Raw genomic sequence first — 13,737 nt, forward strand, 5'->3', positions numbered from 1 at the left:
AGACGTTAACCAAGGTCTCCAGAAGTCGCGGTAACGGCCCGCGCTTCCCGCAATTTCTGAGGAAGCGCGAGCCGGGCCCCGTCGCGCTCCTCCAGAAATCGCGGTGATCGCTCACGCTTCCCGCAACTTCTGGAGGAGCGCCGACGGCGGCGCCGGGCGGTCAGCGGTGCGAGCGGAGAGAGCCGCCGCCCGTCGGCCGCCCCGGCGCGACGGTCACGCGCGCCACTCGCCGGCGGCGCGGAGGCGGAGGATCTCCTCCTTGAGCGAGCCGTCGCGGCCGGCGACCTCGTTGACGAGCTCGGACCCTCCGCCGTCGCCCCAGAAGTCGTCGACCGAGCGGCCGGCGAGCTGACCCCTGCGGGTGTGCACGTCGAGCGCGTAGTCCGGGATCTCGAAGGGCTTCTCGGAGGCGTTGATGAGGTGCAGGGTCAGGTTGGCGAGCTCGTCCGAGGTGCGGTCCTTCGTCCGCTCGGACAGGAAGCGGATCGCGTGGGTCGCGAACAGCCAGCGGTCGCCGAAGGAGCGGTCGAGGCGCTCGTGCATGAGGTAGAGGCTGTTGACGACGACCGGCTCGGAGTAGCTGCCGTCGCCGACGTCCTCGCACGAGATGACGTTCAGGCGCGCCCACATCATCTCCTCGAGGTCGGCGCTCGACTCGTACATCTCGCGGCCGACGAGCAGGGCCAGCCGCGTGTCTCCGCGGCGGATCGACTTCTGCAGGGTCGAGATGAGCTCATCGGCGGCGTAGCCGCGGACGGAGGTGACGCGGGTCCAGGGGTCGTCGGAGAAGTGAACGGGCATGAGTGGTCTCGCTTTCGGTGAGAGGGAGGGTGGAGGAGGGGAGGGGGTGCGGAGGAAGACCGTCTCGGCCGCGATGACGGCGAGCGGATGACGGGCAGGGACGCCGAAGGAGGAGCCCCGTCGGTTCGGACGTGCCTGCGACGCGCGAACGTCCTCCGGCGAGCCGGCCTCGCTGGGAGGACGCCAGTGGCACCCCCGTGATCGCGCACGCAGCAGCGCGCGCCGCGGATCCGGCTGCTCGCGACACGGGTCGAGGCGTCGGGAGCTTCACGCGAGCGCGGAGCTGAGCGCGTGCGGTGCCGCGGTCAGGCCGCTGCGGGCGCCCGCGAGTTCGAGAGCCGCCAGGTGCCCAGCCGCCAGGAACCGCTCAGGCGGTGGAGGGGCGTGGACTCGGACACGGCGGGACTCCTCGGCGAAGCGGCGGGCTGTGGGGCGCTCCCGTCGACGGGTGACGGGCGCCTGTGCAGGACCCTATCCGCCGCAGGAGGAGGGGCGGCGGCTCCGCGCGCGAACATTCACACGGCGGAAACCTGCCGAAACGAGCCTGTCGCACGGGGCGCAGAAGCCGACCACCTCGGAGCGGGAGTGGTGAGAGCCGAGTCGGCGCTCCTCCGGACCGCGGGACGTCCTCCTGCTCCAGCGAGCCCGGCTCCGATCCGACCGCGGCCCGTCCGGCCGCCGCCGCGGGAGTCCGGGGGGTGTCTCAGGCTCGCGACTCGGGGTCGGCCCGGGCCCCCGCCGCAGGGTCGTCCCGAACGCGCGACACGCCGATGACCCGCCCGCGACACGCCGAAGCGAACCCGCGACACGCCGAAGAGCGTGCACCGGACGCCGTCCATCCGACGCCGCGCGACATTCGCCCTGAATAAGCCCCGCGAGTCCGCGGTAATCGTCGTACTCGAGCTCGAGTACGACGACTTCGGAGGAGTGGGCGCTGCGCGGAAGCGAGGAGGAGCCGACTTCTCGGACAAGTGATCGACTCCGCTCGGAGAAGGGTCTTCGGGAGACGACTCGGCACCTTTCCTTCGGGGTGACTGCTCTCCCGAGCGCTGTCCCGTTCCGCCCGAGCGGCGCTCGTCCCTCCCGCTGTCCCCGCTCTCCGCGCCGGTGCGAGCAGGCGTCCCTCGAGCCTCCGGTCGGGTGGAAATCCTGGTCACAGCTACGTTTCCACCTGCGTCATCGTCGGCGCGCTGCCTCTGCTCCGTCAGGAGGGGCCTGCCGTGGACGCCGATCATCTCCCCCTCCGGACACGTTCCGCCGCTGTGATCGCACCCGTCTCATTCCTCCGGATCCCAGCTACTGGAGAAGGCCCTACCGATCTCCGAACAGCACCGTCGATATCGGTTACACCGTCGATATCGGAGGGAGAACGGACGTTCTTCCCCCTTTCCCTGATTCGTCGCGTCACGGTGTCTCAGAAAGGAGGCGAACATCGATCCAGAAGGCCTTTCTCGCGGCAACCCCCCTGCACCCCCGCAACCGGGGGTGAAAATTTCCTTGATTCCGCATGGATCGAGGATGTAGCTTCACCATCAAGCAACCCGATGCTGACGGATCCGCTACCCGCCACCGCGCTCACCCGAGAGCAGGCAGGTCACTCCTCCTCAGCTCGACCGGCGCCCCGAATCGCCGGCCGAGCGCGTCAGGTGCGCCCGCTCTCCCCGTCCGAACGATCCTCGAGCGCGCCCGAACGCGCTCCCGAATCGCCGGTCGTCCCCGTCCGAACGTTTCGTGAGCGCGCCCGAACGCGCTCCCGAACGCCTCCCCCCGATCGCGGCCCCCACGCGACCCCCCTCAGCGCGCGACCTCCCCCGATCGCGCCCTCCGACTCGAGGACCCTGGCCTTGACTGTGCACTCCGCGGGCACGATGCCCGCTGTGCGGACGCCCTTCCCGCACACGACATCGACGCGCGCCGCGACGCTCACCGAGCGCCCCGCCGCCCGTCCGCTGACCGCCGCGGCCCCGTTCACCCCGGTCGCCGCCGGCAACGCGAAGCCGCTCCCCGTGCGCTTCGTCGACGCCCCGGCCCGCGGTGCGAAGGCCGTTCCGGAGGAGCCCGTCCGCCGGTCGCAGACCCGCGGCGGACGCCACGCCTCGCCCGTCGTCGGCCGCCTGGTCGCCGTTCTCCCCGCGCACAACGAGGAGGCCGGCATCGCCGCGGCGATCCACGGCCTGCAGAACCAGACCTCCCCGCCCGACCGGATCGTCGTCGTCACCGACAACTGCACCGACGGCACCGCGCGCATCGCGCTCGAGGAGGGCGCCGAGGTCTTCGCGACCGTCGGCAACACCGACAAGAAGGCCGGGGCGCTGAACCAGTTCCTCGAGGTCCTGCTGCTGGAGCTCGAGGACGACGACCTCGTCCTCGTGCAGGACGCCGACTCCGCCCTCGACCCCGACTTCCTCGCGATCGCGCGCCTCAAGGTGGGCATCAAGCGGATCGGCGCCGTCGGCGGCGTGTTCCGCGGCACCCCGGGCGGCGGCGTCGTCGGCCACCTGCAGCGCAACGAGTACGCCCGCTACGCCCGCGACGTGCGGCGCCTGAACGGCAAGTGCCTGGTCGTCACCGGCACGGCCGCCGTGCTCAAGGGCGGGATGCTCCGCGAGATCAGCCGGGCCCGCCTGGACGGCAGCCTCCCCTCGGGCGACAGCCGCGGCGGCATCTACGACACGACCGTCCTGACCGAGGACAACGAGCTCACCTTCGCCATCAAGCACCTCGGCTACGACGTGCTGAGCCCCGCCGGCTGCACCCTCGTCACCGAGGTCATGCCCACGTGGAAGGAGCTCTGGCACCAGCGCCTGCGCTGGAAGCGCGGCGCCGTCGAGAACTGCGTGCAGTACGGCCTCACCCGCGTGACCTGGCCCTACTGGGGCCGCCAGCTGCTCACCATGGCCGGCTGCGTGATCACCTACGTGTACCTCGCGACCGTGATCTACGCCCTCGCGCTCGGCCAGCTCTCGATCCAGCCGTTCTGGCTCGGCATCACCCTCATCTTCGTCGTCGAGCGCATCGTCACGGTGCGCGACCGCGGGTGGAAGCACATGCTGCTCGCCGCGTCGATGTACGAGCTGTTCCTCGACCTGTTCCTGCAGATCGTGCACACCAAGGCCTACTTCGATGCGCTGACCCGCCGTCAGCGCGCGTGGTGAATCGGAAGGAAGATCCAGATCATGTACAGCAACCTCTCGCCCGCCCTGGGTGCCGGAGCCGGCGCCGGAGTCCTCGCGTCGACCGGGTTCAACTCGCTGTGGTTCGGCCTGGCGGCCTTCGCCCTCATCGCCACGGGCACCGCGATCATGCGCATCGTGCCGCGCCGTCACCGCGAGGTCGAGGAGGTCTGAGCCTCAGCGGGTGACGGACGCGGTCGCCGCCGAGGTGCGCACGGTGCTCGTGTAGCCGGTCTTCGTGCCGGTCACCGAGACCGTGATCTTCGAGCCGAGCAGCAGAGTGCCCACCTTGTAGGTGGCGGCGGTCGCTCCGCTGATCGCGACTCCGTTCGCCCGCCACTGGTACTTCAGCGTCACGGGTGACGGACCCCACGTGCCCGGCTTGGCCGTCAGCGTCGAGCCGATCCTGGCGCTCCCCGAGATCGTCGGCGTCGCCGCGGTCAGCGTCCCCGTGGCGACCGGCGCCGTGGGAGCGGAGGTGCGGGTCTCGGGCGCGTAGCCGGCCTTCGAGCCGGTCACGTCGACGGTGAGGACCGCCCCCGCGGTCGCGCTGGTCGCCGTGTGCGTCGCTCCTGTCGCCCCGCTGATCGGCACGCCGTTCGCCTCCCACTGGTACGAGAGGGCGACCGGAGCGGGAGTCCACACGCCGGGCTGCACGGTCAGCGTCGAGCCGACCTTCGCGGTCCCGGTGATCACGGGGACGCCGGCGCTCAGCGCAGCGTCGGAGCGGTAGACGGCGACGTGGTCGACGCTCATGGTGCCGCCCGAGGACTTCGGCGCGCTCGCGCTGTCGCAGCCGCAGACTCCGTTCGGCAGGCCGCCTCCGATCGCGAGGTTGAGGATCAGGAAGTAGTCGTTGCCGATCGCGGCGCTCCAGGCCTCAGGGCTGAGGCCGGCCTGCTCGACGGTGTGGCGGACCTCGCCGTCGACGAGGAACTGCAGCGACTCCTGGCCGGCGATGCGCCGATCGATGAGCGCGGAGTAGGTGTGGAACTCGGTCAGGCAGCCGGCGCAGTCCTGCAGCCCGCTCGTCAGCCCGTACGGCTCGTCGCACTCGCCGGCGTCGACCAGGTCGCAGTGGAAGGTCTGGATGACCTGCGAGGTGCCGTTGACCGCCTCGAGGATGTCGATCTCGCCGGTCCGCGGCCAGTCGATCGCTCCGTTCTCGTCGAGGCCCAGCGCCCAGAACGCGGGCCAGTAGCCGGTCGCCTGCACGGGGTTCGGCTGGCGGATCGACGCGGTCATCAGCAGCTGCCCGCCGGCCGGCGCCGAGAACGACTTGTCGGCGGTGATGATGCGGCCGGAGGTCCAGGCTCCCGACGCGTCGCGGAGCGCCCGGATGCCGAGGTTGCCGGCGCCGTCGAGGAACACGTTGCTGGTGGAGGCGGTGGTGCGGTCGATCGCGCCGGTGCCCCAGGTGCCGAGCTCGTGGATCCACGCGGAGCCCGCGGGGGAGCCGGCCGCGCCGGTGAAGTCGTCGGCGAAGACGATGGTCCAGCCCTCGGCGGGCGCGGGGGCGGCGAGAGCGACGGCGGCGGCGGGGGTGCTCGTCTCGGCGGCTTCGGCGGTCGGGACGGAGGCTCCTCCGCTCAGCGCGACCGCGGTCGCGACGGACGCGATCGCGGCCAGGACACTCGTTCGAACGGCTCGTAGACGCACGGCGGACCCCTGTCTTCCTCGGCGGAGCGAGGCGGCCCCTCGTTCTCGCACCGCAGGTTAGGAGCGCGGATCGAGGGCCGCTCACCCGTCGCTCGGGGGTCAAAGACTGAACGGAACCTCAGCTTGTGCTGGATGTCCACCGGACGAGGGACGGTCGTCGGGCGGAAGGCGGCCGTCGAGGTGTGCAACCGAGGTCGGGAGCGTCGGCGAGCCCCTTCCGACGCCGATCCGCCCCGTTCGACCTCGGTTGCGAGCCGTGGGACCCGCACAAGTAAGGAGGAGAGCGTCGACGTCGTCAGAGACGGAGCGATCGCGCCGCTCAGCCTCATCTCGGCAGGTCGGGAGCCCGACACCGTGGTCCACCGCCTGCAGCAGCAGCCGCAGCCCCCTCGCCTCCACCCGCCCCCGCCTACGATGGATCGCGATGTCGATCGCCGCCCCGCCCCGCCCCCGGTCCCGCACCGGTCGCCGAGTGGGCATCGGGCTCGCCCTCGTCGCCGCCGTCGCGCTGCGCCTGCTCTCGCCGGACGCTGCGGGCGACGTGCTCTCGGACGCGATGCGCGACTTCCTCACCCTCTCGATCAGCGTCGTCATCGAGTCGCTGCCCTTCGTGTTCCTGGGCATCGTGCTCTCGATCGCCGTGCAGCTCTGGGTGCCCGAGGCGGTGCTGCTCCGGATCCTGCCCAAGCGCGCCCTGCCGCGGCGACTGGTGATCTCGCTGCTCGGGGTGCTCCTCCCGGTCTGCGAGTGCGGCAACGTGCCGCTGGCCCGCGGGCTGATCGTGAAGGGCCTGTCGGTCTCGGAGTCGATGACGTTCCTACTCGCGGCGCCCATCGTGAATCCGATCACGATCATCACCACCTATCAGGCGTTCGGCTGGGAGGACGGGATCCTCGTCTGGCGCATCGTCGGCGGCTTCGTGATCGCGAACCTCGTCGGCTGGATCTTCAGCCGCCACTCCGAGCCGATGTCGCTGCTCACCGACCGCTTCCGCGCGGCCTGCGAGGCGGGGGAGCGCGCCCCCGGGACCCTCCGCGCCCGCTCCCGCCGCAGCGTCCTGCTCTTCGCCGAGGAGACCGGGGCGATGCTGCCGGCGCTGTTCGTCGGCTCCGCGATCGCGGGGCTCATCCAGGTCGGCGTCTCGCGCGACGTGCTCACCACGCTCGGCGGCAACCCGCTCTGGTCGGTGCTCGCGCTGATGGTCCTCGCGTTCGTCATCTCGATCTGCTCGAACGTCGACGCCTTCTTCGTGCTGTCCTTCGGCTCCACGTTCCTGCCCGGCGGCATCATCGCGTTCCTCGTCTTCGGCCCGATGATCGACATCAAGATGCTGGCGCTGCTGCGCACCACCTTCTCGGTGCCCACCCTCGTGCGGATGACGGTCCTGGTCGGACTCTGCTCCGCCGTCCTCGGATTGGCGGTCAACTATGCGCTCTGAGCGACTCCTCGCCCGCTGGAAGGGCGTGGTCCTCAGCGTCATCGGCGTCGTGTCGACGCTCTGGCTCGCGGCGACCGGTCGGCTCGGCCTCTACATCCACCCGCGCTACTTCGAGTTCACGGTGATCCTCGCCGCGATCGCGGCGGTGCTGCTGCTGCTCGCCTTCGCGATCGTGCCGGGCGCCGACGAGAGCGAGGGAGCCAGTGTCGAGGAGTCGGACGCGCACGGGCACCTGCACGATCACGCGCCCGGGAACCCGTGGCGGGCGCGGCTGGCGGTGCTCGGCGGGGTCGCGATCATCGTGGCGGCGGGAGTCGCGCTGCTCGTGGTGCCGCCCGCCGCGCTCACCGCGGGCACCGCCGTGCAGCGCGAGGTGAACACGAGCGCGGTCGACACCAGCGCCGTCGTCGATGCGCCCACCGGCGACTACGCGTCCTTCTCGGTGCGCGACTGGGCCACGCTGCTGCGCTCCGGAGCGAGCGAGCAGTTCCTCGCGGGCACGACCGCGACGGTCAGCGGATTCGTGACCCCCGACGCCGACGACCCCGAGAACGTCTTCTACGTCGCCCGCTTCGTCGTCACGTGCTGCGCCGTCGACGCGCAGCCGGTCGGCGTCCCCGTGTACCAGCCGGGCTGGGCCGACACCTACACCGAGGGCCAGTGGCTCGAGATGTCCGGCGGCTTCGCGGCGAACGCGAGCGTGACGAGCGCCGAGGCGGTCGTGCTCGAGCCGTCGGCGGTCGCCGAGATCGACGAGCCGGCGATGCCGTATGTCTACTGACCCCTGGGGTGAGGACGCGGGGGAGTTCCGGCCGCGCCGCTCCCGGGAGCCGCGTGCCGCCTCCGCCCGCGGCTTCTCCCGCGTGTTCTGGGGCGCGACCCTGGCCCTGGTGCTCGGGGTCGGCGGGCTGACCGCCGCGACGATCGGCAAGGGCCCCCGCGTGACCTCGCTCGAGGTCAGCGCCGACGGCGTGGTCGAGCGCGACGGCGGACGGGCCCGGGTGCACCTCGATCAGGACCTCGCTCCCGACGCGCTCGAGCGCGTCACCGTGACTCCCGAGGCCGAGCACGCCGTCGAGCTCGAGGACGGCGTGGTCACCGTCACCTTCGCCGACACCCTCCGCTACGCGACGGAGTACTCGATCGCGATCGATGACGCACGCGGCCTGGCGACCGGCGCGACGGCGGACGTGACCGCCTCCTTCACCACGAAGGACCCCGACCTCTTCACCCTCGACCGCACCGCCGATCCGGCCGAGCCCGACGCGATCCGCGTGCGCCCGCTGTCCGGAGGGGAGGCGCGCGTCGTCGCCACCGCCGACCGCATCCAGGACTACGTCGTGGTGGGCCCGCTGCTCGTCCTGGCGACCCTCGAGCCCGACGACACGAACCTCCTCCGGACCGTCGCGCTCGACACCGGCGACGAGGGCGTCATCCCGCTGCCCGGACCGGGCGTCGTGCGCGAGCTGCACGCGGCGTCCGAGAAGGGCGTGCTGGGCTGGACCTTCACCGGCGAGGCGCCGACGGGTCCGCTCGACCGCGCGCTCTACTCCTACGACCTCACCGATCAGAAGGCCGAGGCGGTCGCGGTCACCGGGATCGACGGCGGCCCTCTGCGCGCCCGCGACTGGCTGTTCGTGCCGGGCACCACCTCCGTGGTCACCCACTCCGTCGACGACACGGTGCTGCTGGTCGACCTGCTGGTGCCCGGAGCGATCAGCCCGCTCGGGCAGCACGCCGAGTTGCGCGGTTTCGTGCCCGGCGCGAACCGGCTCGTGGTCGCGGACCCCGACCGCGGCGCGCTGATCGACCTGGCCGACGGCTCGGTCGAGACGCTCGCGCTGCCGGTCGCCGACGTGAGCGCGACCGCGTCGCCGGTGCAGCTGCTGCTGCTCGACTCCTCGAGCTACGTCGAGCTCGAGGCCGAGTACTCGCCCGAGGACGGATCGACGCAGTACTCGGTCGTGCGGGTCGACGCGAGCGGCACGACCGAGATCTTCCGCACGTCGCCGACGGGTCGCATCCGGAGCATCTGCCTCTCGCCGAACGGGCAGTTCCTGGCCGTCGAGGCGGTGTCGGTCGAGGGCGAGCCCGACGACTACCCCGAGGTGCCGGGCTTCAGCGCGACCTCGACGGTGCTCGTCGACCTCGGCTCGGGCGACACCTCCCGCAGCGTGAACGGCGTCTCGCGCGACTGGTGCGCGTAGGGGCTGCTGCTGATCGAGTAGGCCCCGCAGGGGCCGTATCGAGATCCCCCGTCTCCCGGGACTGCTGGTGGATGCGGGTCTCGATATGCCGCTGCGCGGCTACTCGACCAGCAGAGGGGGCCCGCGCCTCCTGGCTGATCGAGTAGGTCCCGCAGGGGCCGTATCGAGATCCCCCGTCACCAGAACTGCGGGCCCGCGCAGCTACTCCACCGGCGGCGTGTCGAACCGCTCGCCCTCAACGCGGCCGGGCATCAGGAACCAGATCATCAGCACCACCCAGCCCGCGATCGGGATCAGGATGATCAGGAACCACGTGCCGCTGCGACCCACGTCGTGCAGGCGCCGCCAGATCAGCGCGAGTCCGGGGATCAGCGTCACCAGGGCGATCAGGATCGACAGCCCGGTGACCCACGGCGTCGCGAAGTCCGTCCCCGTCGAGAAGGGCGACGTCGTGAACGTGTAGCGCGACAGCGACCCGTCGGCCCACCGCAGCAGGAGGTTCACGATCAGGGTGGCGAGGATGATCCACCAGTACTCCGCGCGGCTCGCGCGCCCGCTGAACGTCGCGTACTTGCGGAAGAAGCGGGTGATCGCCTCCCCGGCGGGCGCTCCCGGGTAGGGCAGGTGCAGCGGAGGAGTCGGCGCGGCCATGTCTTCGACGCTACCCGCGCGTGCTCCGCCCGCCCTCCCTCGCCAGGGGGACCTGCGAGATCCTCCTCGAGTCGATGCCGAGGGTCCGCCTGCGGTGATCCGCGCCGACGAGACGACATCGGCTGTCGAGAGAGCACCCCGTTAACGATGATTGCCCCAGCGCGCCGACGCCGGAGCGTCCCGTCTGGGGCTTACCCGACCGACGGTACCAGGACCTCGTCCTCCGATCCACCTCCGGGACCACTGTGAACCTCTTCGACCCCGCCGAATCGACCCGTCTCGCCGAGCTCATCGGCACCGGCCGACTGACGCCGTACCTCGCCTCGACCGGCGGGGACGCCGCCGCTGCGATCCGGCTCTACTGCTGGAACATCGAAGCCGGTGCCGCGATCCTCGGTGCGAGCGGCGCGCTCGAAGTGGGTGTCCGGAACTCGATGCACCGCGAACTCAGCGCGCACTGGTCTCAGGAGTCCTGGTGGGACTCCGCGCCGCTGCGGGCGAACGAGGCCGACCAGATCCGCGACGCCATCCGCTTCCTCGAACGCCGACGGGGTGCCGGGAACTGGTCTCCCGGTCATGTCGTCGCCGAGGTCAAGGCGTCCTTCTGGGAGGGAATGCTGGTGAACCGCTACCACCGCTCGCTGTGGGAGCCGGCGCTCCGGTTCGCGTTCCCGATGTTCACGGGTCGGCGCGGGGAGCTGCATGGGCGCATGGAGCGTCTCCGGCTGCTGCGCAACCGGGCGGCGCATCACGAGCCCGTCCACGCGCGCGACCTGATGGTCGACCATCGCTACATGTGCGAGCTCGCGCTGTACGTCGACCCCGACCTGGCCGAATGGATCCGCAGCCATTCCCGCCTCCCCGGGATCGTGGCCGCGCGCGGGGACACGATCGACGGTCGACGACCGACTCGATTCTGACGGTCGCGCTGGCACCGGAACGGCCGCTTGTGCGGTCTCAGCGCGTCGCGTCGCTCCTCACCCGCTCCGCCCGACCCTGCACCGGAGCCGCCGCCCGGCCCGCGCGCCACTCCACCAGCAGGCTCACCACGAGCCCGAGGGCCACGATGCCGAGGGCGAACCAGGGCAGCGCGCCGAGGCCGCTGCCGTCGATGACCAGGCCGCCCACGATCGCTCCGCCGCCGATGCCGATGTTGAACGCCGTCGTCTGCAGGGCGGCCGCGAGGCTGCGCAGCTGGAAGGAGGCGGTCCGCAGCATCCGCGTCTGCAGCATCGCGGGGATGCCTCCGAACGCGATGTTCCAGACGACCGCCGCGACGACCACGAGCGCCGGCACTCCGGAGCCCGCCGCGAACGACAGCCCCGCGAGAGCCGCGAGGACCGCGAGGGCGGCCACCACGAATCCGGAGCGGGGGAACCGGTCGGTCGCGAAGCCCGCGAGCACGAGGCCCACGGCTCCCGCACCGCCGAAGGCGAACAGCACGAGCGGGATCGTGTCGGGCGCGAACTGCGCCTCCTCCAACCACGGCGTGATGTAGGTCGAGAGCGTGTTCTGGCCGATCAGCACCAGCAGGATCACGAGGCAGACGCCGAGGATCCGGGGCAGCGACCGGTCCTTGCGCGCGGGGAGGCGGATCTCGCCGGTGCGCACCGGGACGATGTGCTCGACCGCGGGGAGGTAGCGGATGACGACGAGCGCGAGGATCAGGACGATGCCGCCGAGGATCGCGAAGGTCGGCCGCCAGCCGAACGCGTGACCGAGTGCCGTGCCCACCGGCACGCCGAGCACGAACGCCGCGGAGCCGCCTCCTGCCGTGATCGCGGTCGCCCGGCCGAGGTGCTCGGGAGCGACGAGGTGCGCGGAGTAGGCGGCGACGACCGCCCAGAACAGGCCGTGGGCGAGTCCGCCGAGGATCCGGGCGCCGACCAGCAGCTCGAAGGTCGGCGCGAGGGCGGCGAGGACGTTCGCGACGGCGATCGTGCCGAGCGCGACGAGCACGAGGCTCTTCCGCGAGAAGCGCTGCGTGACGAGGGTCAGCGGAGTGGTCGCCACCACGACGGTCGCCGCGAAGATCGTGACCAGCTGGCCGGTCAGCGGGATGCTCACGCCGAGGTCGCGCGACATGTCGGGGATGAGCCCGGTCGGCAGGAACTCGCTCGTCACCGAGACGAAGATCGCGCCGGCCAGCGTGAGCAGGCCGATCCAGGGGAACACGGGGGTCTTGACGTCGGTCAACGGAGTCCAAGCGGGGGAGGGAGCGGAGGGGGACCCTCCAGCGTCGCACGCCGCCGGCGCCCGGAGCGGCGGGCGACGGAATCTGGACAGGGGGTGTTCATGTGGGCGGATGCGGCTCCGATCGCCCTCAGAACGAAGGCTGAGGGGCTCGAACGAGGCGGGATCGCTCGGATCGGCGTGACCAGCCTTCGTTCTGCAGGTGAATCCGCGATGACCGCTCCGTCGAGCCTCCTCCATCGCCTCGGACGCGGAGAGGTCCACGCGACGACCGGCGGCCCGCGCCGGTTCCGCCGACAGCTGTCGTGCACCTACGGTCGTAACCATGCCCCCCTCCGTCGCCCGCCGCCGCCTCGCGATCTTCGCCTTCATGCTCGTCTTCGGCATCGGGATGGCGTCGTGGGTGGTCCGCACGCCCGCCGTGCGCGACCTGCTCAGCGCCTCGACCGCGCAGATGGGACTCGTGCTGCTCGGGCTCTCGGTCGGCTCGATGACCGGCGTCCTCTCCTCCGCGGCAATCGTGCGGCGCCGGGGAGTGCGGTTCACGGTGACGATCGGCGGCGTCTCGTTCACGAGCGGAGTCGCGCTCGTCGGTCTCGCGGCGGACCTCTCGTCGGCTCCGGGCGTCTTCGTCGGCCTCGCGCTCGTGGGCCTCGGCATCGGCGTGTCCGAGATCGCGCTGAACCTCGAGGGAGCGGCGCTCGAAGCGGTCTCGGGCCGTTCGGTCCTTCCCGCGCTGCACGGCTGCTTCAGCCTCGGCACCGTCCTCGGCGCGGTGGCCGGCATCGGGCTGACCGCGATCGACTTCCCCGTGCTCTGGCAGCTGCTGGCGGTGGCGGCGCTCAGCGCGGCGCTGCTCGTCACGGTCATCCGGTCGGTGCCGACCGACACGGGCAAGATCGTGCCGGGAGCGCCCGGGGAGCCCGCCGCGGTGCGGACGGGCGGACCGGTCTGGCGGCAGCCGCGCGTGCTCGCGCTCGGGGCGATCGTGCTCGCCCTGGCGCTGGCCGAGGGCTCGGCCATGGACTGGCTGCCGCTGCTGATGGTGGACGGCTACGGAGCGACCGCCACGGTCGGCACGATCGTGTTCGCCGGATTCGCGGCGGCGATGACCGTCGGGCGCTTCGTCGGCGGTCCGCTGCTCGCCCGGTTCGGCAACGTGGCCGTGCTGCGGGCGAGCGCGCTGGTGTCGGCCGCCGGGATCGCGGTCGTGGTGTTCGCGGACAGCGCGGCGATGGCCGGAGTCGCGGTCGCGCTGTGGGGGCTGGGCGCGGCGCTCGGGTTCCCCGTCACGCTCTCCTCGGCCGCCGACAGCGACGACCCGACCGCGACCGTCGCGGCGGTGGCGACCGCCGGGTACGTGGCGTTCCTGGTCGGGCCCCCGCTGCTCGGATTCCTCGGCGAGCACTTCGGCCTGCGCGGCGCGATGATCGTGGTCCTCGTGCTGGTCGCGGCGGTGTCGCTGCTCACCGGAGCGGCCCGCCCGCGCGCCGCCGCCGAGCGCGTGGCGGAGCCGGCCTGACGCCCCTGCTGGTCGAGCAGCGCCGCCGGCGCGTATCGAGACCCGCGATGTCCTGGAGCTGGCGGATCTCGAGACGCCCGCTGCGCGGGCTAC

The 13,737-nt window shown here is 71.8% G+C and carries 11 protein-coding genes; 7 read left to right on the forward strand and 4 right to left on the reverse strand.

Annotated elements, in window-relative coordinates; genetic code table 11:
* Positions 1-213 precede the first annotated feature (213 nt).
* The gene (locus tag ASF48_RS01740; RefSeq protein WP_055785450.1) at positions 214-801 is read right to left on the reverse strand and encodes a hypothetical protein; all 588 of its coding nucleotides are present in this window, start codon (positions 799-801) and stop codon (positions 214-216) included.
* 1,850 nt (positions 802-2,651) lie between these two features.
* Here ASF48_RS01740 and ASF48_RS01745 point away from each other — a divergent pair.
* Positions 2,652-3,956 carry a glycosyltransferase family 2 protein gene (locus ASF48_RS01745; RefSeq protein WP_235577194.1) on the forward strand — a complete coding sequence of 435 codons (1,305 nt, stop codon included), beginning with the start codon at positions 2,652-2,654 and terminating at the stop codon, positions 3,954-3,956.
* Positions 3,957-3,977: 21 nt separating this feature from the next.
* Entirely contained in the window at positions 3,978-4,148 is a 171-nt protein-coding gene (locus tag ASF48_RS19725) for a hypothetical protein (protein ID WP_170116332.1), read from the forward strand.
* A 3-nt stretch (positions 4,149-4,151) separates the two neighbouring features.
* Here ASF48_RS19725 and ASF48_RS01750 read toward each other — a convergent pair whose 3' ends face one another.
* Complete coding sequence (locus ASF48_RS01750) at positions 4,152-5,633, reverse strand: family 16 glycosylhydrolase (protein WP_055785453.1); 1,482 nt, start codon at positions 5,631-5,633, stop codon at positions 4,152-4,154.
* Positions 5,634-6,057: 424 nt separating this feature from the next.
* On the opposite strand from ASF48_RS01750, the gene ASF48_RS01755 reads away from it, so the two are divergent.
* The 3 genes from ASF48_RS01755 to ASF48_RS01765 are packed head-to-tail and all read left to right on the forward strand — an operon-like array spanning position 6,058 to position 9,278.
* The gene (locus tag ASF48_RS01755; RefSeq protein WP_055785456.1) at positions 6,058-7,071 is read left to right on the forward strand and encodes a permease; all 1,014 of its coding nucleotides are present in this window, start codon (positions 6,058-6,060) and stop codon (positions 7,069-7,071) included.
* Positions 7,061-7,852, forward strand: coding sequence for a TIGR03943 family putative permease subunit (locus ASF48_RS01760; protein WP_055785458.1), 792 nt, complete (start codon positions 7,061-7,063; stop codon positions 7,850-7,852). The genes ASF48_RS01755 and ASF48_RS01760 overlap by 11 nt, the downstream gene beginning before the upstream one ends.
* Positions 7,842-9,278: a hypothetical protein gene (locus ASF48_RS01765; protein ID WP_157603015.1), complete on the forward strand. Its 1,437-nt coding sequence runs from the start codon at positions 7,842-7,844 to the stop codon at positions 9,276-9,278. The genes ASF48_RS01760 and ASF48_RS01765 overlap by 11 nt, the downstream gene beginning before the upstream one ends.
* 201 nt (positions 9,279-9,479) lie before the next feature.
* Here ASF48_RS01765 and ASF48_RS01770 read toward each other — a convergent pair whose 3' ends face one another.
* Positions 9,480-9,929 (reverse strand): DUF805 domain-containing protein, encoded by a 450-nt coding sequence (locus tag ASF48_RS01770; protein ID WP_055785470.1) that lies wholly within the window; start codon positions 9,927-9,929, stop codon positions 9,480-9,482.
* Between the two features lie 245 nt (positions 9,930-10,174).
* On the opposite strand from ASF48_RS01770, the gene ASF48_RS01775 reads away from it, so the two are divergent.
* A complete protein-coding gene (locus ASF48_RS01775) occupies positions 10,175-10,849 on the forward strand; it encodes a hypothetical protein (protein ID WP_055785474.1) in 675 nt (224 codons plus the stop codon).
* Between the two features lie 37 nt (positions 10,850-10,886).
* Here the strand turns inward: ASF48_RS01775 and ASF48_RS01780 are convergent, their stop codons facing one another.
* On the reverse strand, positions 10,887-12,125 hold the full coding sequence (locus tag ASF48_RS01780; protein ID WP_055785477.1) for an MFS transporter: 1,239 nt from the start codon (positions 12,123-12,125) through the stop codon (positions 10,887-10,889).
* Between the two features lie 322 nt (positions 12,126-12,447).
* Here ASF48_RS01780 and ASF48_RS01785 point away from each other — a divergent pair, with 322 nt between their 5' ends.
* Entirely contained in the window at positions 12,448-13,644 is a 1,197-nt protein-coding gene (locus ASF48_RS01785) for an MFS transporter (RefSeq protein ID WP_055785480.1), read from the forward strand.
* The last annotated feature ends 93 nt before the right edge of the window (positions 13,645-13,737 follow it).

This window comes from Rathayibacter sp. Leaf299, assembly GCF_001423055.1.
GTDB lineage: Bacteria > Actinomycetota > Actinomycetes > Actinomycetales > Microbacteriaceae > Rathayibacter > Rathayibacter caricis.

Bases quoted from the DNA above. Each gene is read 5' to 3' on its own strand.
- ASF48_RS01740 (WP_055785450.1), bottom strand. From the start codon at position 801: ATGCCCGTTCACTTCTCCGACGACCCCTGGACCCGCGTCACCTCCGTC.
- ASF48_RS19725 (WP_170116332.1), top strand. From the start codon at position 3,978: ATGTACAGCAACCTCTCGCCCGCCCTGGGTGCCGGAGCCGGCGCCGGA.
- ASF48_RS01755 (WP_055785456.1), top strand. From the start codon at position 6,058: ATGTCGATCGCCGCCCCGCCCCGCCCCCGGTCCCGCACCGGTCGCCGA.
- ASF48_RS01760 (WP_055785458.1), top strand. From the start codon at position 7,061: ATGCGCTCTGAGCGACTCCTCGCCCGCTGGAAGGGCGTGGTCCTCAGC.
- ASF48_RS01765 (WP_157603015.1), top strand. From the start codon at position 7,842: ATGTCTACTGACCCCTGGGGTGAGGACGCGGGGGAGTTCCGGCCGCGC.
- ASF48_RS01770 (WP_055785470.1), bottom strand. From the start codon at position 9,929: ATGGCCGCGCCGACTCCTCCGCTGCACCTGCCCTACCCGGGAGCGCCC.
- ASF48_RS01785 (WP_055785480.1), top strand. From the start codon at position 12,448: ATGCCCCCCTCCGTCGCCCGCCGCCGCCTCGCGATCTTCGCCTTCATG.